We start from the raw sequence: 23,679 nt of genomic DNA on the forward strand, positions 1-23,679 counted from the left end.
CTACTCAGACTTGCGACAGCGTTGTGCTGCCCTGCGGCTCGCGCTTGTGCACAAGCCCTGCGCTGTCGAACAGCCAGTACAACAGTTTGGCCAGTAACAGGCAGATGCCAAAAACGACCATGAAGAACACCACGCGCGAAACGAACGAGTCCAGCCCCTCGCGCGCCAGAACGATCATATTGAAAATGGCACCAAAGCAGAAACTGTGCAAAATGGCCGCTTTATAGCGGTTGGTCTCTTCGTTACCGCGCACGTAAAGCCAGTCAAACCACTTAATAATCAACCCTACGACAAACGCGCCCGGCAGGATAAACCAGCCTCCCCCCATAACCACCAGGGAACCAATCAAGGTTGGCGAGATCGCCAGGCCCGAATGGTTGTTCAGCACTTCCCAGGTAAAATAGTTCGCGGTATTGAGTACTACGCCAGGGCGGTCCGGCCAGAGCCAGCTCGGGATAAAGACGTAGAAATCGCGCACAATCGGCGCCAGCCCCTGGAAATCAATCTTGTCGTAGTTTTGCAGCAACAATGCCAGGTTTTCCCACGGCGAGAAGGTGTCGCGCGTCAGGTAGAGGAACGTGTAAAACGCCTCGTCGCCCGCCACGTTCATCCCGTAGCGCTTCAGCGCCAGCCAGAACATCCCCACAATGCCAAATACCCCTGCCGCAACCAGCATCCACAGCGAGATCCAGCCGCGGATGATGCCGATGAACAGGAAGATAGCGAAAGCGATGATAATGTTGGCACGCGTACCGCCCACGATCATGTAGGTCAGGATACCGAACGCAACCGTACTGACCAGGAAGAACAGCCATGCCTTGCTGTCCTGGCGAAGGAAGAAGATCACCAGCATCGCCGGGATGAAGAAATAGAAGAATCGCTTAAGCGCCACGCCTGAGACTTCAGCCGAAAAAATCTGGCTGTAGGAGTGGAGCTTAAACAGCAGGAAGCCGTTATGCATGAAGAAGATGCCGACGCTGACCAGGGCGATCGTCATGAGCATCACCCACGTCAGATGGGTCTCCACCCGGTTCATGGTAAAGAGCGCCCGACGCGGGGCAGCGGCCTGCGCTGGTCGCAGACGCGTTTTATAGGTGACGTAGTAAACACCATAGAAGCAGGTCGCCGCCAGCAGGGCCTGGAGAAGAATTTCCGGCGGCGCGACGCTCACGTCAAAACGGAAGACCAGAATGCTGGTCAGCGGGAAGCCGAAAAAGAAGGTCAGCAGAAACAGCAACGAGAAGAACACGTTAAAGTTGAAGCGCACCCGGCGGAACTCAAACCAGGTGAGCGTGGCGATAAATAGCGTGCTCAGAAGCCAGACAACCAGTAAGCCGCTAAACTGCAACTGACTCATGCGTTGTCTCCTGAAGCGATACGCAGCGCGCGGTGCCACGGCGTGAGGTAATTCGGGCTGAAAAAGTCGATGCTATTTTTATCCACCAGCGTGAGCTGGCGTTGTGCTTCACGTACCACTTCGACATTCAGCGCGTCTGAGGTGAACAACACCGGAATATGCTGCTCGGCCATGTCCTGCCAGAACGGGTTTTCACGATTAAGCACGCACGGTACACCCGCCTGAATCAGCAGGCACAGCGTACCAATCCCCTGCTGGCGAGCAAAGATGAAATAGCCCAGATCGCATTTTCGCAGTAGCGCAAGATAGTCATCAAACTCCAGCTTTTCGCTGAGAATGTGCAGATTTTCTTCGCTGAATAACGCAAGCCCCTGCTGGCGAACCTCATCAATGTAGGCGTCGTTGTTGGCCGGATAACCCATCGGCACCACCACGTTCACCGTGTCGCCAAACTGCTGGTGTACCGCCCGGAGCGCGGCGACATGTTCGTTACTGCGGTCGCCGGAATTCCCCACCAGCACCGTCAGCTTGCCTTCGCGAACCGCGTCATTCGCCATGGTGTTCAGCGCCGGATCCATACGGGTTGGGAAATAGAGTAGCTCACCGCGCACGTTAGGGTGCTGCTTCGCAAAATAATTCAGATCGCCACGGGTGGCAAAAACGCGGCCCACCCTTCCCTGCGCCATGCGACGCAGCGGATAGAAAAGACGGAATTTCCAGCCGCGCGAGACTTCGTAGAGATCGGCTCCCCAGATATGCCAGCTGCACTGGGAGGGTTTAATTCCCCCGCTGAGCAGAGCCAGCCACAGGCCGGTATTGAACTGCCCGTGGAAAAAGAAACGTTGCTCACGATCCGCTTTGGCTTTGGCAATAACCGCCTTCGCCAGGCTAGCTTTATCCGGCCAGAAGGTGATTGTCAGCGCCGGAAACGCCGCGCTCAGGCCATTATCCTGACCTGCAACCATAAACTCGCGCGCATCAGGATTGCCCGATGCCAGCTCGTCGTTGAAGAACCGCAAAACGGTCTGGTTATGGTGTGGGATATCCGATCCCAGGATGTGAATCAGTGCAGTCATGCGCGTTTACGCCACAATAAAAATACGCCGCAGCAGGCAGCGAAATAAACGATATAGGTTGCCATGTAGGCCTGAGCCGCCCCCAGCGCACCGTGCGCGGGTATCAGCCAGTGCGAAAATGCTGTCAGCAATGCAAACTGGCTAACCTCCGCGAGGATATACAGCCGCAGCGAGGCTTTCGCAATCACCAGATAGCCGAAAACGTAAGCCCCCACTTTCAGCACATCACCCACCAGTTGCCAGGCAAAAAGATCGCGCATGGCGGTAAACTTCGCCGAGAACAGCAGCCAGATGGCGACATCACGCAATAACCAGACGGTCAAACTGGCCGCCGCCACTGCGGGTAATACAAAACGCAGGGAGCGGAAAATTTCGCGGGTAATATCCTGCCTGGACGTCAGACGCGATAAGGTTGGCAGCAAATAAACGCTAAAGGAAGCCGTTATAAACTGGAGGTAAGCATCGGAAATACTGCTTACGCCCTGCCAGATCCCTACCTCATCCCAGCTGTAATGCGCCGCCAGCAGGTTTCGCATCATCACGTAAGCCACCGGCAGCGTGACGGAAGTAATGAGCGCCATCAGGGTAAACTTACCCAGCTGGCTGGCAAGCACCTTGTCCCATTGCGGTTTCAGGTAGCTCAGAGGGATAACGCCCTGGCGCATCAGCATGAACGCCGCAGGCACAACAACCAGTGCCGGAACCAGCGCCAGCCCAAGCAGTGCGCCTTCATAGCCGCCCAGGCGGTAGCAGAAATAATAGGCAATCACGCCGATGACGCTACCCAGGATGAGCGCAAGCGCGTTCCCGGCTGCATCGCGAAAACCTTTCATCAGCGCCAGCAGCAGGTTAGCCCAGGCAATGCCCATCTGGACCAGCGCGACCAGACGCACCAGTCCCTGATAATGGGTGTGCCCGAACAATCCCTGGCTAATGGGCGCTGCGGCTAGCAGAAACACAATCGCCAGCAGGGTCGAAAAGCCCGTGACCATTGCCGACGCGGTGCCCACTACCCTGCGAAGCTGGGCCGCATCATCATGATACTGAGCAACGTATTTGGTCACGCCGTTGAAGATCCCGGCACCGGCCAGCACCCCAAGGACGGTAACAAGCTGACGGAAGTTGCCCGCCAGCCCGACGCCTGAGGGGCCGAATGAGACGGCCAGCAGCTTGACGACCAGCAGTCCGGCACCAATTTTTACAAGCGTGGACGCGGCGGTCCACACCGATGCTTTTGCCAGAGACATATCAGCCGAAATAGCTCAGAAGGGTATTGATCACCGTACGCTGGTTAACTGGCGCGAGGTTGAAGAACAGTGGCAGGCGAAGCAAACGCTCACTTTCTTTCGTGGTGTAACGGTCTTCACCTGCGAACATTCCAAACGCTTCGCCCGCTGGGCTGGAGTGCAGCGGAATATAGTGGAAGACCGCCATAATTTCGGCCTCTTTCAGCCAGGCGATGAGCTGGCTGCGATCGTCGTTATCGCGCAGCTTGATGTAAAACATGTGGGCGTTGTGGACGCAATCGGCCGGAATGGTTGGCAGCTCAATACGTCCGGCTTTTGCCAGCGGCTCAAGCGCATCGTAATAGGTTTGCCACAGGGACAGGCGCTGGAGATTAATTCGCTCTGCCGCTTCCAGCTGTGCCCACAGGTACGCTGCCTGCAGGTCGGCCATCAGATAGCTTGAGCCGATATCGCGCCAGGTGTACTTATCAACCTGACCGCGGAAGAATTGGCTGCGGTTGGTGCCTTTTTCACGGATCACTTCCGCACGCTCAACCAGGGCACGATCGTTAATCAGCGTCGCACCGCCCTCACCGCCGGCAGTGTAGTTTTTCGTTTCGTGGAAGCTGAAGCAGCCGATGTGGCCGATGGTGCCCAGCGCGCGCCCCTTGTAGGTGGACATCACGCCCTGCGCGGCATCTTCTACCACAAACAGGTTGTGCTTTTTGGCGATTGCCATGATGGTGTCCATTTCACAGGCCACGCCCGCGTAGTGAACCGGCACGATTGCACGCGTTTTGTCGGTGATCGCCGCTTCAATCAGCGTCTCATCAATGTTCATGGTATCCGGGCGGACATCCACAAAGACGATTTTCGCTCCGCGCAGGACAAACGCGTTCGCCGTGGAAACGAAGGTATAGCTCGGCATGATCACTTCATCACCGGGCTGGATATCCAGCAGCAGTGCCGCCATTTCCAGCGATGCCGTGCAGGACGGGGTCAGCAGCACTTTAGCACTGCGAAAACGCTGCTCCATCCACTGCTGACAGCGACGGGTAAAACCGCCGTCACCGCAGAGTTTGCCGCTGCCCATGGCAGACTGCATATAGTCGAGCTCGGTTCCCACGACGGGTGGTGCGTTAAATGGAATCATCTTGTCACCTGTATAACCAGTAGGCGGTGGCGTCGATGTTGGCACCACTCGCAATATAACGTTTAAGCGCGGCGGTGTTGCCCACCTGGGTCGCCACCCGCAGCGTCTCAACCTGCTGCAGCTGCGCCCAGTGCAGCGCCGCCTGCATGAGTTTCTCCCCCATGCCGCGCCCGGCTAATAAGCCAATACGCGCCTCGCGCTCGTTAAGCTTGCGCAGCGAGACAAATCCCTGGATCTGGCCGTTCGCTGCACGGAAAATCAGGCAGACGTGGTCAAAGGTACCTTTGACCGCATTCTCTACCCACTGGGCATAGAAACGTCCGCTATCGTCAGGCGCATACCAGGGCGTGCGAAAGCGGCTTTGCGCAAACGCCCGGGCCGCCATCTGGCGCAGCACAGGAATGTCCTGTTCCGTTGCAATTTCCGCGCCGGACGCATCGTGCCGGGTGAGGGTGATGGCAAGGTCTACCTCGCCTTCAACCAGCTGAAAACCGTGTTGCTGGAGCGCGTCAAGCAGGTCGGCACGGTCCGCCGGGATCTTAGCCTGCACGCGCTGCCAGGCGCTGAAGTCCACTTCCTGCAGGGCGGGCGCATTCTCGCGCCAGCGGACTATCGCCGAGGGGCAGGCAAAAAATGCGCTTTCCCACTCAAGGGATTCCAGCACGCCGTGGAGTGCACTCAACGCCAGACGCCTTTCGTATCAACCACATACTGCTGACGCACTGCATCACCGGACGTCGCTTTAAACTCTTTATGGTCCACCAGCAGCACCAGCACGTCCGCCGTCGCCAGCGCGTCATTGAGTGCCGTCAGCGTGCAGTGCCCCGCCAGTTTTGCCGGCAGTTCATGAATATTTGGCTCGACCACCAGCGTTTCGCCCTTATGCCATTCGGCAATCATCTCAGCAATTTCCATCGCCGGGCTTTCGCGCAGATCGTCAATATTGGGTTTGAATGCCAGACCAAAGCAGGCAATTTTCAGCTCGCTGGCGCGCTTGCCGCTCTCTGCCAGACAATCCGCTACCGTCGCTTTAACCTGGTTGAGCACCCAGTGAGGTTTGCTATCGTTCACTTCACGCGCGGTGCGAATCAGGCGCGCCTGCGCCGGGTTCTGCGCCACGATAAACCACGGGTCGACGGCGATACAGTGACCGCCCACCCCTGGGCCAGGCTGGAGAATGTTGACGCGCGGATGGCGATTCGCCAGGCGGATTAACTCCCAGACGTTAATCCCCTGATCGGCACAGATCAGCGACAGTTCGTTTGCGAATGCGATGTTAACGTCACGGAAGCTGTTTTCCGTCAGCTTGCACATCTCGGCGGTGCGGGAGTTGGTTACCACGCATTCGCCTTCCAGGAAAATCTTGTACAGCGCGCTGGCGCGTTCAGAACAGACCGGCGTCATGCCGCCTATCACCCGGTCGTTTTTAATCAGTTCGACCATCACCTGCCCCGGCAGCACGCGCTCCGGGCAGTAGGCGATGTTGATATCCGCCTGCTCACCGGCCTGCTGCGGGAAGCGTAAATCAGGACGCGCATCGGCCAGCCACTGCGCCATCTGCTCGGTAGCGCCGACGGGAGAAGTCGACTCCAGAATTACCAGCGCCCCTTTCTTCAGCACGGGGGCAATAGATTTTGCCGCCGCCTCGACGTAGACCATATCGGGCTCGTGGTCGCCTTTAAAGGGCGTTGGAACGGCAATCAGGTAGGCATCCGCTTCCACTGGCATCGTGCTGGCGCGCAGGAAGCCGCCATCAACCGCCTCTTTCACCACGCGGTCAAGATCGGGCTCCACAATATGAATTTCGCCACGATTAATGGTTTCTACCGCACGTGCGTTGATATCCACACCAACAACCTGCTTTTGACGGGAGGCGAATGCCGCCGCAGTAGGCAGGCCAATGTAGCCAAGACCAATAACAGAGATGGTAGTAAAACTCATAGCGATACCCGATTGTGTTTAAGTGCTTGCAAAATACGGCCACAAGCCTGCCCGTCTCCGTAGGGATTGTGGGCCCGGCTCATCGCCTGATACGCTTCATCGTCGTGCAGAAGGCGCGTGACCTCTTCGACGATGAGCTGTGCGTTGGTGCCGACAAGACGCACGGTCCCGGCTTTAACCGCTTCCGGACGTTCAGTGGTTTCACGCATCACCAGCACCGGCTTGCCAAGAGAGGGCGCTTCTTCCTGAATCCCACCGGAATCGGTGAGGATCAGCCAGGCGTGGTTCATCAGCCAGACAAACGGCATGTAGTCCTGCGGTTCAATCAGCAGGACGTTTTCGACGTGGCCCAGGATGCGGTTGACCGGCTCGCTGACGTTAGGGTTAAGGTGTACCGGATAGACAATTTGCACATCGTCGTTCTGCGCGGCGATTTCAGCCAGCGCGTGACAGATTTGCTCAAAGCCCCGACCAAAGCTTTCGCGACGGTGGCCAGTGACCAGAATGGTTTTTTTGCCGTTATTCAGGAAAGGATAGCGGGCAGCGAGTTCTTTCTGCAGATCGCTGTTTGCCAGCACGCGATCGCGTACCCAAATCAACGCGTCAATGACCGTATTGCCGGTCACAAAGATCTTGTTATCGGCGACATTTTCACGCAGCAGATTCTGGCGAGAGTTCTCGGTTGGCGCAAAGTGATACATCGCCAGATGCCCGGTAAGCGTACGGTTGGCCTCTTCCGGCCATGGAGAATAAAGATTGCCGGTGCGCAGACCCGCTTCAACATGGCCGACGGGAATACGCTGGTAAAACGCGGCCAGGCTTGTTGCCATCGTCGTCGTGGTATCCCCGTGCACCAGCACGACGTCGGGCTTGAATGACTCCAGGATCGGCTTGAGATCCTGCAGAATGCGGCAGGTTATTTCCGTCAATCCCTGTCCCGGCTTCATAATATTAAGGTCGTAATCCGGGACGATGGAAAAGAGGGTTAGGACCTGATCGAGCATCTCACGGTGCTGGGCCGTGACGCAGACCTTCGCTTCAATATCAGGATCGCTGGCCAGCGCATGAACCAGAGGCGCCATCTTAATGGCCTCCGGCCTGGTGCCAAATACGGTAAGTACTTTCACATCGATTCTCTTCGATTAGGCGATGAAGGCCGCAGCCTTCATCGTAAACGGCGTTCTTAGTTTGTACGACGACGCGTTAACGCCACGCCAGCACCAACGAGTGCACCCACAATACCCCACATGATCATCAGGAATGCGCGGCGCGGACTGTCGCGTTTTACAGGTTCTTCAGGCGTTCTCAAATAACGATAGGTCTGAAAACGCGGGTCCAGGGAGGGACCGACATTAAGCGTGTTAAGCATCGCGCGATTTTGGTCGTAATCGAGGTCAAAATCAGGCCCAACGGCCTGCAGGTTTTCCAGACGGGCCTGCAGCATTGGGCGACCAAGAAGGAACATTTCAGAATCAGGCAATTCATCAGCCGGAACATCCGTCTCAGTGCGGGAAATGTTGTGCTGTTCCGCAATTTTCAGCGCCTGCTGAATGTTATGCACGCGGCGCGCAAAAATGGCGTTTGCCACCTCTTCCTGACGTTTGACCTGCGCCTTCATTTGGATAGTGCGGGCTGCCCAGGCGCCTTTAAGCTCTTCATTCAGATGGCTGGCGGCACGCTGGCTGGCAAACGCGACGTACTGGCGCAACAGGTTGTTTGCATCCGGCGCGGTTTCGGCAATCAGCTTGACGCTGTCGTTGACGTTACGCAGCACGTCGCCCGGCATAAACTGAATATTGTTAATCAGATCGTCCAGCAGCGCGGCATCGGCTTTGGTGTTATCAACCCGACGCTGCTTGAAGTAATCTGTCTGGGACCAGAAATCGCGGCGCGTATCCCACGAGGCCAGCTGCATCACAAACTCTTTGTAGGCCTCATCCATAACGGAAGCCTGATCCGGGGTGGCAAGGCTGGCTTTAATATCCAGGTTTCGCAGGAACTGCTGCTGGGAGTAGTACCCCCCGAGCATGTTAACCGTGGGTCTGTCCGTGATTGCCGTGGCGCTCCACTCCTGTTTTGCAAAGAACGTGTAGGCTAGCGCTAACAGTGCAAACCCCAGCGCGATCCCCACAATCCAAAGTTTGCCTGCCCATAACACGCGAAACAAACCCCGAATGTCCAGTTCATTCTCTGTTACCACTGATTTCGCTCCCGCCAACGGTTGAGTCATCATAGTCCCGGTTTTACTTAGTTAATGTTGTGTTTTTGCTACTGTTACGTCGCATCCTGCGCTTAATACGTTTAATGAATCGCGCCACCTTCCATGCGCGCTTAATGCAGTAGCCGTAGAGAGAAAATGCTAGCAAGAACAATACCAACATGGCCCACTCAGGCACAAAGTGCGTATATTCCGCCGTCACGCCAATCCCCGCTAGAATAGCAGCCGCCAGCGTAATAAGCACAAATGCCTGCCGGGAAGTGAATCCGGCTCGCATGATCAAATGATGAATGTGCTGACGGTCAGCAGAGAATGGACTCATTCCTTTACGCAGGCGGCGATACATAATCGCAACCATATCCATTAAGGGGATGGCAATAATCCATAGCGCCGTTACCGGGCTGATGGGATGCACATCGCCCTGAGTAGTTTCCAGCAAGATCCAAATGACGGTAAAGCCGATAAGCGTGCTACCCGCATCGCCCATGAAGACTTTATAGCGTCGGCCCAATGCGCCGAGATTTAACAGGATATAAGGCAGGATGGCAGCAATCATGGCGAAACACCACATAGCAAGGCTATATTGCCCATCGAACCATAAAATGAAACCAATGGCGGCAAATGAGACGCAGGACAGGCCACCAAGCAAACCATCAATACCGTCAACCATGTTGAACGCGTTAATCGCCACCCACACGGCAAAAAGTGTCAGGAAATAGCCGAATGGGCCGAGTTCCATCTCCCAGGCCCCGAAAATATAGCCCAGGCTACTCAGGTGCAACTTAGCAAACACCATCATTGCAATAGCGACAGCTGCCTGAACGAAAGCGCGGATTTTGACGCTGATGTCGTATCTATCGTCCAGCGCACCAATCACAACAAGAACTGTTGAGCATATGAGATAAAGCCTGGCATGCGGAATATAGTAATCTGCAATAGCAAAAGTGAAGCAGATCCCCGCAAAAACAGAGATGCCACCGACCAGAGGGATCATGCCTTGATGACGTTTACGGAAGTTGGGTTTATCCACTAAGCCCAGATATTTTGCAACCTTACGTGCCAGAAACAAAAAGCAGGTGGTAAACAAGAAAATACTGGTTAGTTCAGTAAACGTATCAAGTAGGTTCACAATGGATGTTCTCAACAAATGTTAGTCAAGGAAGTATAACCATCAAGGGGCCGCGCCTGAAGTTATAAAGCAAACCTCTTACAATTCCATTTGTTTATTATTCAAGCTATTAATGTTTTTACTGTGCGAATTATCTTATTGTCGCACTGACCGGTCAAAATTGGGAGTAGGCGATACTAGCGTATAGTCCATAAAAGAAAAACGCCACGTAAAAACGTGGCGTTCGCTGGCTTTATTTACGTTACGAGCGCTTCATCATGTCGAAGAAATCGTCGTTGGTTTTGGTCATCGCCAGTTTGTTAATGAGGAACTCCATCGCGTCAATTTCACCCATTGGATGGATGATTTTGCGCAGGATCCACATTTTCTGCAGCTCTTCCTGCGTGGTGAGCAGCTCTTCCTTACGGGTACCGGAACGGTTGTAATCGATAGCCGGGAAGACGCGTTTTTCTGCGATTTTACGAGAGAGGTGCAGTTCCATGTTACCTGTACCTTTAAACTCTTCGTAGATAACCTCGTCCATTTTGGAGCCGGTATCGATCAGCGCCGTTGCGATGATGGTCAGGCTGCCGCCCTCTTCCACGTTACGTGCCGCACCGAAGAAGCGTTTTGGACGGTGCAGGGCATTAGCGTCCACACCACCGGTCAACACTTTACCGGAAGCTGGCACCACGGTGTTGTAGGCACGCGCCAGACGGGTGATGGAGTCAAGCAGGATGATCACGTCTTTCTTGTGCTCAACCAGGCGTTTCGCCTTCTCGATAACCATTTCCGCAACCTGAACGTGGCGAGATGCTGGCTCGTCGAAGGTAGAAGCAACCACTTCACCTTTAACCAGACGCTGCATCTCGGTCACTTCTTCCGGACGTTCGTCAATCAGCAGCACCATCAGCACGCAGTCTGGGTGGTTGTAGGCAATGCTCTGCGCGATGTTCTGCAGCAGCATGGTTTTACCCGCTTTTGGCGGGGCCACAATCAGACCACGCTGGCCGCGACCGATTGGCGATGCCAGATCCAGGACGCGCGCGGTTAAGTCTTCGGTAGAACCGTTACCACGCTCCATGCGCAGGCGAGAGTTCGCGTGCAGAGGCGTTAAGTTCTCAAAGAGGATCTTGTTACGCGAGTTTTCTGGTTTATCGAAGTTAACTTCATTGACTTTCAACAGCGCAAAGTAGCGTTCACCCTCTTTAGGAGGACGAATCTTACCTGAAATGGTGTCACCAGTGCGGAGGTTGAAACGGCGGATTTGGCTGGGGGATACGTAGATGTCGTCAGGGCCGGCGAGGTAGGAGCTGTCTGCAGAGCGGAGGAAACCAAATCCGTCTTGCAATATCTCCAGCACACCGTCGCCAAAGATATCTTCGCCACTCTTAGCGTGCTGCTTCAGGATGGCGAAAATGATGTCCTGCTTGCGCATACGAGCCTGGTTTTCCAGTCCCATATTTTCGCCGAGAGTGATCAGCTCAGAAACCGGCGTATTCTTTAATTCGGTAAGATTCATAATGGTGTGGGTTCTTAAACTCGGAGTGATTCTCGAACTTAATGTTGTGAATGGTATGGCAGGGTCATCCATGCCTGTTTAGCGGCCATCACCTCATGTCTGTTCGCTGTCTGGTCACAGGGAAAGAACGCAGAACTGAAACGACAAGACGGATTGAGTGACAAGCCCGGAATTTAGCCACTTCACGCATTGTTCATGTCAACAAAGGGAAGTATCGGGTAAAACAAGATTCAAACAATAGATATGTTTAAAACGAAGTCATAGCTAACTTAGCACGACTTCAGCCGGGCGTCCAGAGTTCCACATCATTTAGCCGGGGGCTCTGGACGCACAGCGGAGAAACCTTACGCCAGGTTAGCGTCCAGGAACTCTTTCAGCTGACCTTTGGACAGCGCGCCCACTTTGGTCGCCGCCACTTCGCCGTTTTTGAACAGCAGAAGGGTCGGGATGCCACGGATACCGTATTTCGGTGCGGTGCCCGGGTTCTGGTCGATGTTCAGCTTGGCAACCGTCAGTTTGCCCTGATATTCGTCAGCGATCTCATCCAGAATCGGGGCGATCATTTTGCAAGGACCACACCATTCAGCCCAGAAATCGACGAGGATCAGCCCGTCAGCCTTAAGTACGTCCGTGTCAAAACTGTCGTCAGTCAGGTGAATAATTTTATCGCTCATATATAACTCCACAGGAATAAGCCTGGTACGTTGGTTTTGTCTCCACCAACGACGTGTTGATGTCGCATTAACCAACTAAAGGTTGACTTTATTTCACCGGATACGCTTTCGTAAAGCAATAGTAAGCTGATATTCTACCACACTATGAGCAAAACACATTTAACAGAACAGAAGTTTTCCGACTTCGCCCTGCACCCAAAAGTGATCGAAGCCCTTGAAACAAAAGGGTTTCATAACTGCACGCCCATTCAGGCTCTCGCCCTGCCGCTGACGCTGGCCGGTCGCGATGTTGCAGGGCAGGCGCAAACCGGTACCGGCAAAACGATGGCGTTTTTAACGTCAACGTTCCATTATTTACTTTCTCACCCAGCGATTGCAGACCGCAAAGTTAACCAGCCGCGCGCGCTAATTATGGCCCCGACGCGAGAACTGGCGGTACAGATCCATGCAGACGCTGAACCCCTGGCACAGGCTACTGGCCTGAAGCTTGGCCTGGCCTATGGCGGCGACGGCTACGATAAGCAGCTGAAAGTGCTGGAAAGCGGCGTGGATATCCTGATTGGTACCACTGGCCGTCTTATCGACTACGCCAAACAGAACCATATCAACCTCGGCGCCATCCAGGTTGTGGTGCTTGATGAAGCTGACCGCATGTACGATCTGGGCTTCATTAAAGATATCCGCTGGCTGTTCCGCCGCATGCCGCCGGCAAATCAGCGCCTGAACATGCTGTTCTCTGCCACCCTTTCTTATCGCGTACGCGAGCTGGCGTTCGAGCAGATGAACAACGCCGAGTATGTGGAAGTGGAGCCGGAGCAGAAAACGGGCCACCGCATTAAAGAAGAGCTCTTCTATCCTTCCAATGAAGAGAAAATGCGTCTGCTGCAAACGTTGATCGAAGAAGAGTGGCCCGATCGCGCCATTATCTTCGCGAACACTAAACACCGCTGTGAAGACATCTGGGGCCATCTGGCTGCCGACGGTCACCGTGTTGGCCTGTTGACCGGCGACGTGGCGCAGAAAAAACGCCTTCGTATCCTCGACGAGTTCACCCGTGGCGATCTTGATATTCTGGTCGCAACCGATGTGGCGGCACGTGGTTTACACATTCCAGCCGTGACGCACGTCTTTAACTACGATCTGCCAGACGACTGCGAAGACTACGTACACCGTATCGGTCGTACTGGTCGTGCGGGCGCAAGCGGTCACTCGATTAGCCTTGCGTGTGAAGAGTATGCGCTGAATCTTCCAGCCATTGAGACCTACATCGGTCACTCTATTCCGCAGAGTAAATACAATCCGGAAGCGCTGTTAAGCGAACTGCCGCCGCCTAAGCGTCTTTCCCGCCCGCGCTCCGGCAATGGTCCGCGTCGTTCAGGCGGCGCACCGCGTAATCGTCGTCGTTCAGGTTAATACATTATGCTCAGCTCCACCTCGCTCTATGCGGCAATTGATCTCGGTTCGAATAGTTTTCATATGCTGGTTGTGCGTGAGGTGGCGGGAAGCATACAAACGCTGACGCGCATTAAGCGCAAGGTCCGCCTCGCGGCGGGCCTGAGCAGCGATAATTACCTCTCACCTGAAGCCATGGAACGTGGCTGGCAGTGCCTGCGGCTCTTTGCTGAGCGTCTGCAGGATATCCCGCATGCTCAAATCACCGTTGTCGCCACAGCGACGCTCAGACTGGCGGTTAACGCCGTAGATTTTATTGCCAAAGCGCAGGAAATTCTGGGGTGTCCGGTTCAGGTTATCAGCGGTGAAGAAGAAGCACGCCTGATCTACCAGGGCGTTGCCCACACCACCGGGGGTGACGATCGCCGTCTGGTGGTGGATATCGGCGGTGCCAGTACCGAACTGGTAACCGGCACCGGCGCGCAGGCGACGTCGCTGTTCAGCCTGTCGATGGGCTGCGTAACCTGGCTTGAACGTTACTTTACTGACCGGAATCTGGGTAAAGAGAACTTCGACGAGGCGGAAAACGCCGCGCGCGCAGTGCTACGCCCGGTAATGGACGAACTGCGCTATCACGGCTGGAAAGTCTGCGTCGGGGCTTCGGGTACCGTGCAGGCCCTGCAGGAAATCATGATGGCGCAGGGCATGGACGAGCGGATCACGCTTGCCAAACTTCAGCAGCTTAAACAGCGTGCCATTCAGTGCGGACGTCTGGAAGAGCTGGAAATTGAAGGCCTGACGCTGGAACGAGCCCTGGTTTTCCCAAGCGGGCTGGCCATTCTGATCGCCATATTCACCGAACTTAATATCCAGTGTATGACCCTGGCCGGCGGCGCGCTGCGCGAAGGTCTGGTCTACGGGATGCTGCATCTGTCGGTGGATCAGGACATCCGCAACCGTACGCTGCGCAACGTCCAGCGTCGTTTTCTGGTTGATATCGATCAGGCTGGCCGCGTATCACAGCTGGCATCACGCTTTGCCGACCAGGTCGCTAACGCCTGGGATCTTGATCATCTGAGCCGCGATTTATTGCTGAGCGCCTGTGCGCTGCACGAGGTGGGGCTCAGTATAGATTTTAAGCAGGCACCTGCTCACGCAGCGTATCTGGTGCGCAACCTGGATTTGCCGGGCTACACGCCCGCACAGAAAAAGCTGCTGGCAACGCTGCTGCTGAACCAGACCAACGCCGTCGATCTCTCCTCTTTGCATCAGCAAAATGCCGTACCGCCGCGCGTGGCCGAGCATCTGTGTCGCCTGCTGCGTCTGGCAATTCTGTTTGCCAGCCGCCGCCGCGATGATTTGTTACCCGCCATTAATCTGCTAGCCGATGATGAGAAGCTGACGCTGACGCTGCCGGAAAACTGGATTGAGAATCACCCGCTTGGGGCAGAGATGATCGAGCAGGAGTGCCAGTGGCAGAGCTATGTGCACTGGGTGCTTGAGGTGAAGTAATACGCTGAACACTGCCGGGTGGCGGCTTCGCCTTACCCGGCCTACTCATCATTATCCCTTCTCTTTAGCTTTTGCCAACATGGCGCGAATGTTCGCCACGTTAGCCTGTCCTTTGTGCATCCGCTCTTCCGCGGTAATCACTTTGCGCTCCTGTTCCCAGATCAGATCGTCCTGCGGCAGTTCCAGCAGGAAACGGCTGGGTTCCGGACGCACGAGTTCACCGTACTGACGGCGCTCTTTACAGAGCGTAAATGTCAGCTCCTTTTGCGCGCGGGTGATCCCCACGTAGGCCAGACGGCGCTCCTCGTCGACATTATCTTCATCAATGCTGCTCTGGTGCGGCAATAAACCTTCTTCCATACCGACCAGATACACATACGGGAACTCCAGCCCTTTTGACGCATGCAGCGTCATCAGCTGAACCTGGTCGGCCTCTTCTTCGCTCTCGCCGCGCTCCATCATGTCGCGCAGGGTAAAGCGGGTGACCACCTGCGTTAACGTCATCGGCTCATCTATCTCAGAGCCTTCCAGCATTTCGGTCATCCAGCTAAAAAGCTGGTTAACGTTTTTCATACGCATTTCTGCCGCTTTCGGGCTGGCAGAGGTTTCGTACAGCCAGGATTCGTAGTCAATGCCGTGGATCAGATCGCGTACCGCCGCCACGGGCTCGCGCTCAGCCAGGCGCTGCACTTCACCCAGCCAGTGGGTGAAGCGGGTTAAATTATCATACCCGCGCCCCGTCAGCGTCTGGCTCAGCCCCATATCAAAGCTGGCGGTAAACAGGCTCTTATTGCGGGTCATCGCCCATTCGCCTAGCTTTTGCAGCGTCGCCGGACCAATCTCGCGCTTTGGTGTATTCACGATGCGCAGAAACGCGCTGTCGTCATCCGGGTTCGTGAGCACGCGCAGATAGGCCAGCAGATCTTTAATTTCTGGCCGCGAGAAGAACGAAGTGCCGCCGGAAATTTTGTACGGAATGCGGTTCTGCATCAGCATCTTTTCAAAGACGCGCGATTGGTGATTGCCGCGATAGAGGATCGCGTAATCCTTGTATTCGGTTTTATTGACGAAGTGGTGGGCGATCAGTTCACCCGTCACGCGCTCCGCCTCATGCTCTTCATTATTGGCGCTGAGCACCTTCAGCTCCGTACCGTAGCCAAGCTCGGAGAAGAGACGCTTTTCAAATACGTGCGGGTTATTGGCAATCAGGATGTTTGCCGCCTTCAGGATGCGCCCGGAGGAACGGTAGTTCTGCTCCAGCTTAATCACCTGCAGCGCGGGGAAATCTTTGCTCAGAAGCACCAGGTTTTGCGGGCGTGCACCGCGCCAGGAGTAAATTGACTGGTCATCATCGCCAACCACGGTGAAGCGCGCGCGCTGCCCCACCAGCAGCTTCACCAGCTCGTACTGGCTGGTGTTGGTGTCCTGATATTCATCCACCAGCAGGTAGCGGATTTTATTCTGCCAGCGCTCGCGCACCTCTTCATTTCGCTGTAAAAGCAGCGTCGGCAAGAGGATCAGATCGTCGAAGTCCAGCACGTTGCACGCTTTCATGTGCGCGTCGTACAGACCATAGCAGTGGGCAAAGATCCGATCCCGTTCGCCTTTGGCGATCGCCGCAGCCTGGGCTGGGGTCATCAGATCGTTTTTCCAGTTCGAGATCGTTGAGATCAGCTGCTGCAACAGCACCTTATCATCCTCGATCAGCCCCTCGGTGAGCTCTTTGAGCAACGCCACCTGGTCGGTGTCATCGAACAGCGAAAAGTTGGATTTCATCCCCAGCGCGGCGTATTCACGTTTAATGATATCCAGCCCCAGCGTGTGGAAGGTAGAGATCATCAGCCCGCGCGCCTCTTTGCGCCCCAGCGTCTGGCCAACACGCTCTTTCATCTCGCGCGCCGCTTTGTTGGTAAAGGTAACCGCCGCAATGTGGCGGGCCTGATAGCCGCAGCCGCGGATCAGGTGCGCAATCTTATTGGTGATGACGCGCGTTTTACCGGATCCTGCACCCGCCAGCACCAGACACGGTCCGGTTACAAATTCGACGGCTTGTTGTTGTCCGGGATTTAGACGCATAAATGATCGCTCAATGAAAGTCAGGAGGGGAGAATAACAGCGTGGTAGTATAGCGAGCCTAATCCATACCACTCAAGGCACGATCATGGCAAAAACAGCAGCAGCACTGCATATTCTTGTTAAAGAAGAGAAACTGGCTCTGGATCTTCTGGAGCAGATCAAAAACGGCGCCGACTTCGGCAAGCTGGCGAAGAAGCACTCTATTTGCCCGTCCGGCAAGCGTGGCGGCGATTTAGGCGAATTCCGTCAAGGCCAGATGGTTCCGGCGTTCGATAAAGTGGTCTTCTCCTGCCCGGTGCTGGAGCCAACCGGTCCGCTGCATACCCAGTTCGGTTATCACATTATTAAAGTGCTGTATCGCAAATAAAAAAGCCGGGTGGCGGCTGCGCCTTACCCGGCCTACATCTTACGTTTTTGTAGGTCGGGTAAGCGAAGCGCCACCCGACAAGGTTGTTAACCTGCTACAGCAATACGTTTCATATCGGTCATGTAGCCACGCAGTTTGTGGCCCACTTTCTCGATCTGGTGGCTGCGAATCGCTTCGTTTACGTCGCGCAGCTGCGCGTTATCCACGGCACCTTCCGCAATCGCTTTGCCCAGATCGCCCGTCTGCAGTGTGGTCATGAACTCTTTCAGCAGCGGTACGCAGGCGTAAGAGAACAGATAGTTACCGTATTCTGCGGTATCAGAGATAACCACGTTCATTTCGTACAGACGCTTACGGGCGATGGTGTTCGCGATCAGCGGCAGCTCGTGCAGAGATTCGTAGTACGCCGACTCTTCGATGATGCCGGAATCCACCATGGTTTCGAACGCCAGCTCAACGCCTGCTTTCACCATCGCAATCATCAGTACGCCTTTATCGAAGTACTCCTGCTCGCCGATTTTACCTTCATACTGCGGCGCAGTTTCGAACGCAGTTCTACCGGTCTCTTCACGCCAGGTCAGCAGTTTCTTGTCGTCGTTGGCCCAGTCCGCCATCATGCCGGAAGAGAATTCGCCGGAGATGATGTCGTCCATATGTTTCTGGAACAGCGGCGCCATAATGGTTTTCAGCTGTTCAGACAACGCGTAAGCACGCAGTTTTGCCGGGTTGGACAGACGGTCCATCATCAGCGTAATGCCGCCCTGCTTCAGCGCTTCGGTGATGGTTTCCCAGCCGAACTGAATCAGTTTTTCTGCGTATGCCGGGTCGGTACCTTCTTCCACCAGCTTGTCGAAGCAAAGCAGAGAACCCGCCTGCAGCATGCCACACAGAATGGTCTGCTCGCCCATCAGGTCAGATTTCACTTCCGCAACGAAGGAAGATTCCAGCACGCCAGCGCGGTGACCGCCGGTGGCAGCTGCCCAGGCTTTGGCAATCGCCATGCCTTCGCCTTTCGGATCGTTTTCCGGGTGAACTGCGATAAGCGTCGGCACGCCGAAGCCACGCTTGTACTCTTCACGCACTTCGGTACCCGGGCACTTCGGCGCCACCATCACTACGGTGATGTCTTTACGGATCTGCTCGCCCACTTCAACGATGTTGAAGCCGTGGGAGTAACCCAGCGCGGCGCCGTCTTTCATCAGCGGCTGTACGGAACGCACCACGTCAGAGTGCTGCTTGTCCGGCGTCAGGTTAACGACCAGGTCCGCCTGCGGGATCAGCTCTTCATAGGTACCCACTTTGAAGCCGTTTTCGGTTGCTTTACGCCATGAAGCGCGCTTCTCGGCAATCGCTTCTTTACGCAGGGCGTAAGAGATATCCAGACCGGAGTCACGCATGTTCAGGCCCTGGTTCAGACCCTGTGCGCCGCAGCCGACGATGACCACTTTTTTACCCTGAAGGTAGCTCGCGCCATCGGCAAATTCATCGCGCGCCATGAAGCGGCATTTGCCCAGCTGCGCCAGCTGCTGGCGCAAGTTCAGTGTATTAAAGTAGTTAGCCATGGGTGATACCTCGTGATGTTGTGTGTCTTATTGTTCGGTTTGCGTTTCAGCGAGAATGTACCCACATTACAACAGGAAATTTATTGCGGAAATTGATATATTCACAACGTCACATTGCAATTTTTGCAATGTAAAAAGAGGGAGTGGAATCGGTGGATTTACGCGATCTAAAAATGTTCCTGCACCTGGCGGAAAGCCGTCACTTTGGCCGCAGCGCCCGGGCGATGCACGTCAGCCCGTCCACGCTTTCGCGCCAGATCCAGCGCCTTGAGGAAGACCTCGGCCAGCCGCTTTTCGTGCGCGATAACCGTACCGTTACCCTCACGGAAGCGGGCGAAGAGCTGCGCATTTTTGCCCAGCAGACGCTGTTACAGTACCAGCAGTTGCGGCACTCTATTGATCAGCAGGGGCCATCACTCTCCGGTGAGCTGCATATTTTTTGCTCCGTGACCGCCGCCTACAGCCATCTGCCCCCCATCCTTGACCGCTTCCGCGCAGCGCATCCGTCGGTTGAAATTAAGCTCACCACCGGCGACGCCGCCGACGCAATGGAAAAAGTGGTGACCGGCGAAGCGGATCTCGCCATCGCCGGAAAACCCGAAACCCTGCCGGGCGCGGTGGCGTTCTCGATGCTGGAGAATCTGGCGGTGGTGCTGATTGCCCCGGCCCTGCCCTGCCCGGTGCGTAATCAGGTATCGGTAGAAAAACCGGACTGGTCGACGGTGCCGTTTATCATGGCCGATCAGGGGCCGGTGCGCCGCCGCATCGAGCTGTGGTTCCGCCGTCAGAAAATCAGCAATCCGTCGATTTACGCCACCGTTAGCGGTCATGAGGCGATGGTGTCGATGGTGGCGCTCGGCTGCGGCGTGGCGCTGCTGCCGGAAGTGGTGCTGGAAAACAGCCCGGAACCGGTGCGTAATCGCGTGATGATTCTGGAGCGCAGCGACGAGAAGACGCCGTTTGAGCTGGGCGTGTGCGCACAAAAAAAGCGGCTGCATGAGCCGCTTATTGATGCGTTCTGGACGATATTGCCGAACCACTAGCCAGCCAGAAAGAACCTGAACGCCGGGTTATGGGTTTCGTCGTGGCACTCATAGCCCAGCTCGTTCAGGCGCGTTTCGAAATCCGGCTCGTGCTCGCCCAGTTCGAACGCCGCCAGCACGCGCCCGTAGTCGGTGCCGTGGCTGCGGTAGTGGAACAGAGAGATGTTCCAGTGCGTGCCGAGCGTGTGCAGGAACTTGAGCAAGGCGCCCGGTGATTCCGGAAACTCGAAGCTGAACAGGCGTTCCTGGAGCGGCTTTGAGGGACGACCGCCAACCATGTAACGCACATGCAGCTTAGCCATTTCATCGTCGGACAGATCGACCACGCTGTAGCCGCCTTCATGCAGCAGGCTGAGGATCTCTTTACGCTCCTCCACGCCACGGCTCAGACGCACGCCGACAAAAATGCAGGCATCTTTCGCATCGGCAAAGCGGTAGTTGAACTCCGTTACCGAACGACCGCCCAGCAGCTGGCAGAACTTGAGGAAGCTGCCCTTTTCTTCCGGGATGGTCACCGCCAGCAGCGCTTCACGCTGTTCGCCCAACTCGCAGCGCTCGGAAACGTAGCGCAGGCCGTGGAAGTTCACGTTCGCACCAGAGAGCACGTGCGCCAGACGTTCGCCGCGAATGTTGTGCTGGGCGATGTATTTTTTCATCCCCGCCAGCGCCAGCGCGCCGGACGGCTCCGCCACCGCACGTACATCTTCGAACAGATCTTTCATCGCCGCGCAGATGGCGTCGCTGTCGACGGTGACGATATCGTCCAGATACTCCTGGCACAGACGGAACGTTTCATCGCCAATGCGCTTCACCGCCACGCCCTCGGCAAACAGCCCGACACGCGGCAGGTCTACCGGATGACCGGCGTCCAGCGCCGCCTTCAGGCAGGCAGAGTCTTCCGCCTCAACGGCGATGACTTTGATCTGCGGCATCAGCTGTTTAATCAGCACCGCCACGCCTGCCGCCAGCCCGCCGCCGCCCACCGGGACGAAGACGCGGTCAAGATGGGCATCCTGCTGCAGCAGCTCAAGCGCCAGCGTGCCCTGCCCGGCAATCACCATCGGATGGTCGAACGGCGGCACCCAGGTAAAACCCTGCTGCTGCGCCAGCTCGATCGCTTTGGCTTTGGCTTCGTCAAAGTTCGCGCCGTGGAGCAGCACTTCTCCGCCAAAACCGCGCACCGCGTCGACTTTGATGTCTGCGGTAGCGACCGGCATCACGATCAGCGCCTTCAGCCCCAGACGGGCCGAGGAGAAGGCAACGCCCTGGGCGTGGTTGCCCGCCGACGCGGTAATGACGCCGCGCGCTTTCTGCTCATCCGTCAGCCCGGCCATCATCGCGTAAGCACCGCGCAGCTTGAAGCTGTGCACCGGCTGGCGGTCTTCACGCTTCACCAGAATGACGTTGTCGAGGCGCGAGGAGAGTTTTTCCATTTTTTGCAGGGGCGTGACCTGCACAGCTTCATAGACCGGCGCGCGTAGCACCGCTCTCAGGTATTCCGCCCCCTCAGGGGCGGCGGATAAGGGTTGTGACTCGGCCATCATTAGCCCCCAAGTTTCGATTTATCGCGCACCGCGCCTTTATCTGCACTGGTTGCAAGGCTCGCGTAGGCGCGCAGGGCGAAGGAGACTTCACGCTGGCGATCTTTCGGCGTCCAGGCTTTGTCGCCGCGCGCTTCCTGCGCTTCACGACGGGCCGCAATCTCCTGGTCGCTCAGCTTGAGCTGAATGCCGCGATTCGGAATGTCGATTTCAATCAGATCGCCATCTTCGATGATCGCGATGTTGCCGCCGCTTGCCGCTTCCGGGGAGACGTGGCCGATGGAGAGACCAGACGTGCCGCCGGAGAAACGACCGTCGGTGATCAGCGCACAGGCTTTACCGAGGCCCATCGATTTCAGGAAGGTGGTCGGGTAGAGCATCTCCTGCATGCCCGGGCCGCCTTTCGGCCCTTCGTAGCGAATGACAACCACGTCGCCTTCCACCACTTTGCCGCCGAGGATGGCATCTACCGCCTCGTCCTGGCTTTCGTACACTTTCGCCGGACCGGTGAAATTCAGGATACTGTCGTCCACGCCCGCGGTTTTCACGATGCAGCCGTTTTCCGCAAAGTTACCGTACAGCACCGCCAGACCGCCGTCTTTGCTGTAGGCGTGCTCCAGCGAGCGAATGCAGCCTTCAGCACGGTCGTCATCCAGCGTGTCCCAGCGGCAATCCTGCGAGAACGCCTGGGTGGTGCGAATACCGGCCGGACCGGCGCGGAACATCTTTTTCACCGCGTCGTCTTTGGTCAGCATCACGTCGTACTGTTCCAGCGATTCCGGCAGCGTCAGGCCGAGGACGTTTTTCACGTCGCGGTTCAGCAGCCCGGCGCGATCCAGCTCGCCCAGGATACCGATGACGCCACCCGCGCGGTGCACATCTTCCATGTGGTACTTCTGGGTACTCGGCGCGACTTTACACAGCTGCGGCACTTTGCGGGAGAGCTTGTCGATGTCGCTCATGGTGAAGTCGATTTCGGCTTCCTGCGCGGCGGCCAGCAGGTGCAGAACGGTGTTAGTGGAGCCGCCCATGGCGATATCCAGCGTCATGGCGTTTTCGAACGCCGCTTTACTGGCGATATTGCGCGGCAGCGCGCTGGCATCGTCCTGCTCGTAGTAGCGTTTGGTCAGCTCAACGATACGTTTACCGGCGTTGAGGAACAGCTGCTTACGGTCGGCGTGGGTCGCCAGCAGCGAGCCGTTGCCCGGCTGGGAAAGGCCCAGCGCTTCGGTCAGGCAGTTCATGGAGTTGGCCGTGAACATGCCGGAACAGGAGCCGCAGGTCGGGCACGCGGAGCGTTCCACCTGATCGCTCTGCTCGTCAGAGACTTTCGGGTCTGCGCCCTGGATCATCGCATCGACCAGGTCGAGCTTGATGATTTTGTCGGAGAGCTTGGTTTTACCCGCCTCCATCGGACCGCCGGAGACGAAGATCACCGGAATGTTCAGACGCAGGGAGGCCATCAGCATCCCCGGGGTGATTTTGTCGCAGTTGGAGATACAGACCATCGCATCGGCGCAGTGGGCGTTGACCATATACTCCACCGAGTCGGCGATCAGCTCGCGCGACGGCAGTGAATAGAGCATTCCCCCGTGGCCCATTGCGATACCGTCATCCACCGCAATGGTGTTGAACTCTTTCGCCACGCCGCCGGAGGCTTCGATTTGCTCGGCAACCAGCTTACCGAGATCGCGCAGATGCACGTGGCCCGGTACAAACTGGGTGAAGGAGTTCACCACGGCGATAATCGGCTTGCCGAAATCGGCGTCGGTCATTCCGGTGGCGCGCCACAGTGCGCGGGCACCCGCCATGTTACGGCCGTGGGTAGTGGTGGCTGAACGATACTTAGGCATGCTTTATTGACTCCCGTCTGACTATTTAATGGGACGGTGCGTGCCGTCCCACATTTAT

The 23,679-nt window shown here is 56.3% G+C and carries 19 protein-coding genes; 4 read left to right on the top strand and 15 right to left on the bottom strand.

The features are described from left to right. Positions 1-4 precede the first annotated feature (4 nt). The 11 genes from wzyE to trxA form a co-directional block, all read right to left on the bottom strand. Positions 5-1,357: an ECA oligosaccharide polymerase gene (gene wzyE / locus IM291_RS20615; RefSeq protein ID WP_028014806.1), complete on the bottom strand. Its 1,353-nt coding sequence runs from the start codon at positions 1,355-1,357 to the stop codon at positions 5-7. Continuing rightward, entirely contained in the window at positions 1,354-2,433 is a 1,080-nt protein-coding gene (locus IM291_RS20620) for a TDP-N-acetylfucosamine:lipid II N-acetylfucosaminyltransferase (RefSeq protein WP_028014807.1), read from the bottom strand. Before IM291_RS20620 ends, wzyE begins: the two co-directional genes overlap by 4 nt. Beyond that, the gene (wzxE, locus tag IM291_RS20625; protein WP_045260999.1) at positions 2,430-3,680 is read right to left on the bottom strand and encodes a lipid III flippase WzxE; all 1,251 of its coding nucleotides are present in this window, start codon (positions 3,678-3,680) and stop codon (positions 2,430-2,432) included. The genes IM291_RS20620 and wzxE overlap by 4 nt, the downstream gene beginning before the upstream one ends. A gap of 1 nt (position 3,681) precedes the next feature. Then, the gene (gene rffA, locus IM291_RS20630) at positions 3,682-4,812 is read right to left on the bottom strand and encodes a dTDP-4-amino-4,6-dideoxygalactose transaminase (RefSeq protein ID WP_192987572.1); all 1,131 of its coding nucleotides are present in this window, start codon (positions 4,810-4,812) and stop codon (positions 3,682-3,684) included. Positions 4,813-4,816: 4 nt separating this feature from the next. After that, on the bottom strand, positions 4,817-5,494 hold the full coding sequence (gene rffC / locus IM291_RS20635; RefSeq protein ID WP_192987574.1) for a dTDP-4-amino-4,6-dideoxy-D-galactose acyltransferase: 678 nt from the start codon (positions 5,492-5,494) through the stop codon (positions 4,817-4,819). After that, positions 5,491-6,753, bottom strand: a complete 1,263-nt coding sequence (gene wecC / locus IM291_RS20640; protein WP_192987575.1) for a UDP-N-acetyl-D-mannosamine dehydrogenase — start codon at positions 6,751-6,753, stop codon at positions 5,491-5,493. Before wecC ends, rffC begins: the two co-directional genes overlap by 4 nt. Beyond that, the gene (wecB, locus tag IM291_RS20645; RefSeq protein WP_065365838.1) at positions 6,750-7,880 is read right to left on the bottom strand and encodes a non-hydrolyzing UDP-N-acetylglucosamine 2-epimerase; all 1,131 of its coding nucleotides are present in this window, start codon (positions 7,878-7,880) and stop codon (positions 6,750-6,752) included. Before wecB ends, wecC begins: the two co-directional genes overlap by 4 nt. Before the next feature lie 56 nt (positions 7,881-7,936). Next, the gene (gene wzzE / locus IM291_RS20650; protein ID WP_028014813.1) at positions 7,937-8,983 is read right to left on the bottom strand and encodes an ECA polysaccharide chain length modulation protein; all 1,047 of its coding nucleotides are present in this window, start codon (positions 8,981-8,983) and stop codon (positions 7,937-7,939) included. 13 nt (positions 8,984-8,996) lie between these two features. Next, positions 8,997-10,100: a UDP-N-acetylglucosamine--undecaprenyl-phosphate N-acetylglucosaminephosphotransferase gene (gene wecA, locus IM291_RS20655; protein WP_028014814.1), complete on the bottom strand. Its 1,104-nt coding sequence runs from the start codon at positions 10,098-10,100 to the stop codon at positions 8,997-8,999. A gap of 241 nt (positions 10,101-10,341) precedes the next feature. After that, complete coding sequence (rho, locus tag IM291_RS20660) at positions 10,342-11,601, bottom strand: transcription termination factor Rho (RefSeq protein ID WP_008501566.1); 1,260 nt, start codon at positions 11,599-11,601, stop codon at positions 10,342-10,344. Between the two features lie 344 nt (positions 11,602-11,945). Beyond that, positions 11,946-12,275: a thioredoxin TrxA gene (trxA, locus tag IM291_RS20665; RefSeq protein WP_006179218.1), complete on the bottom strand. Its 330-nt coding sequence runs from the start codon at positions 12,273-12,275 to the stop codon at positions 11,946-11,948. Between the two features lie 144 nt (positions 12,276-12,419). Between trxA and rhlB the strand changes: the two genes are divergently transcribed. Together rhlB and gppA are read left to right on the top strand one after the other, a co-directional pair. Beyond that, on the top strand, positions 12,420-13,688 hold the full coding sequence (rhlB, locus tag IM291_RS20670) for an ATP-dependent RNA helicase RhlB (protein WP_028014815.1): 1,269 nt from the start codon (positions 12,420-12,422) through the stop codon (positions 13,686-13,688). 6 nt (positions 13,689-13,694) lie between these two features. Further along, positions 13,695-15,179, top strand: a complete 1,485-nt coding sequence (gene gppA / locus IM291_RS20675; RefSeq protein WP_047366695.1) for a guanosine-5'-triphosphate,3'-diphosphate diphosphatase — start codon at positions 13,695-13,697, stop codon at positions 15,177-15,179. 51 nt (positions 15,180-15,230) lie between these two features. On the opposite strand, the gene rep is transcribed toward gppA, so the two are convergent. Next, entirely contained in the window at positions 15,231-17,255 is a 2,025-nt protein-coding gene (gene rep, locus IM291_RS20680; RefSeq protein ID WP_028014817.1) for a DNA helicase Rep, read from the bottom strand. A gap of 85 nt (positions 17,256-17,340) precedes the next feature. Here rep and ppiC point away from each other — a divergent pair, with 85 nt between their 5' ends. Further along, positions 17,341-17,622: a peptidylprolyl isomerase PpiC gene (gene ppiC / locus IM291_RS20685; RefSeq protein ID WP_004886861.1), complete on the top strand. Its 282-nt coding sequence runs from the start codon at positions 17,341-17,343 to the stop codon at positions 17,620-17,622. 86 nt (positions 17,623-17,708) lie between these two features. On the opposite strand, the gene ilvC is transcribed toward ppiC, so the two are convergent. Continuing rightward, positions 17,709-19,184: a ketol-acid reductoisomerase gene (gene ilvC / locus IM291_RS20690; RefSeq protein WP_049001405.1), complete on the bottom strand. Its 1,476-nt coding sequence runs from the start codon at positions 19,182-19,184 to the stop codon at positions 17,709-17,711. 152 nt (positions 19,185-19,336) lie between these two features. Here ilvC and ilvY point away from each other — a divergent pair, with 152 nt between their 5' ends. Then, a complete protein-coding gene (gene ilvY, locus IM291_RS20695) occupies positions 19,337-20,227 on the top strand; it encodes an HTH-type transcriptional activator IlvY (RefSeq protein WP_008501572.1) in 891 nt (296 codons plus the stop codon). Here ilvY and ilvA read toward each other — a convergent pair. Together ilvA and ilvD are read right to left on the bottom strand one after the other, a co-directional pair. Beyond that, positions 20,224-21,768, bottom strand: coding sequence for a threonine ammonia-lyase, biosynthetic (gene ilvA / locus IM291_RS20700; RefSeq protein WP_088204713.1), 1,545 nt, complete (start codon positions 21,766-21,768; stop codon positions 20,224-20,226). The two genes, ilvY and ilvA, sit on opposite strands and share 4 nt — an antisense overlap. Positions 21,769-21,770: 2 nt before the next feature. Beyond that, entirely contained in the window at positions 21,771-23,621 is a 1,851-nt protein-coding gene (ilvD, locus tag IM291_RS20705; protein WP_192987576.1) for a dihydroxy-acid dehydratase, read from the bottom strand. Between the last annotated feature and the right edge of the window lie 58 nt (positions 23,622-23,679).

Source organism: Enterobacter cloacae complex sp. P27C, from assembly GCF_014895705.1.
Lineage (GTDB): Bacteria > Pseudomonadota > Gammaproteobacteria > Enterobacterales > Enterobacteriaceae > Enterobacter > Enterobacter bugandensis.

Bases quoted from the DNA above. Each gene is read 5' to 3' on its own strand.
- wzyE (WP_028014806.1), bottom strand. From the start codon at position 1,357: ATGAGTCAGTTGCAGTTTAGCGGCTTACTGGTTGTCTGGCTTCTGAGC.
- IM291_RS20620 (WP_028014807.1), bottom strand. From the start codon at position 2,433: ATGACTGCACTGATTCACATCCTGGGATCGGATATCCCACACCATAAC.
- wzxE (WP_045260999.1), bottom strand. From the start codon at position 3,680: ATGTCTCTGGCAAAAGCATCGGTGTGGACCGCCGCGTCCACGCTTGTA.
- rffA (WP_192987572.1), bottom strand. From the start codon at position 4,812: ATGATTCCATTTAACGCACCACCCGTCGTGGGAACCGAGCTCGACTAT.
- wecC (WP_192987575.1), bottom strand. From the start codon at position 6,753: ATGAGTTTTACTACCATCTCTGTTATTGGTCTTGGCTACATTGGCCTG.
- wzzE (WP_028014813.1), bottom strand. From the start codon at position 8,983: ATGACTCAACCGTTGGCGGGAGCGAAATCAGTGGTAACAGAGAATGAA.
- rho (WP_008501566.1), bottom strand. From the start codon at position 11,601: ATGAATCTTACCGAATTAAAGAATACGCCGGTTTCTGAGCTGATCACT.
- trxA (WP_006179218.1), bottom strand. From the start codon at position 12,275: ATGAGCGATAAAATTATTCACCTGACTGACGACAGTTTTGACACGGAC.
- rhlB (WP_028014815.1), top strand. From the start codon at position 12,420: ATGAGCAAAACACATTTAACAGAACAGAAGTTTTCCGACTTCGCCCTG.
- gppA (WP_047366695.1), top strand. From the start codon at position 13,695: ATGCTCAGCTCCACCTCGCTCTATGCGGCAATTGATCTCGGTTCGAAT.
- rep (WP_028014817.1), bottom strand. From the start codon at position 17,255: ATGCGTCTAAATCCCGGACAACAACAAGCCGTCGAATTTGTAACCGGA.
- ppiC (WP_004886861.1), top strand. From the start codon at position 17,341: ATGGCAAAAACAGCAGCAGCACTGCATATTCTTGTTAAAGAAGAGAAA.
- ilvC (WP_049001405.1), bottom strand. From the start codon at position 19,184: ATGGCTAACTACTTTAATACACTGAACTTGCGCCAGCAGCTGGCGCAG.
- ilvA (WP_088204713.1), bottom strand. From the start codon at position 21,768: ATGGCCGAGTCACAACCCTTATCCGCCGCCCCTGAGGGGGCGGAATAC.
- ilvD (WP_192987576.1), bottom strand. From the start codon at position 23,621: ATGCCTAAGTATCGTTCAGCCACCACTACCCACGGCCGTAACATGGCG.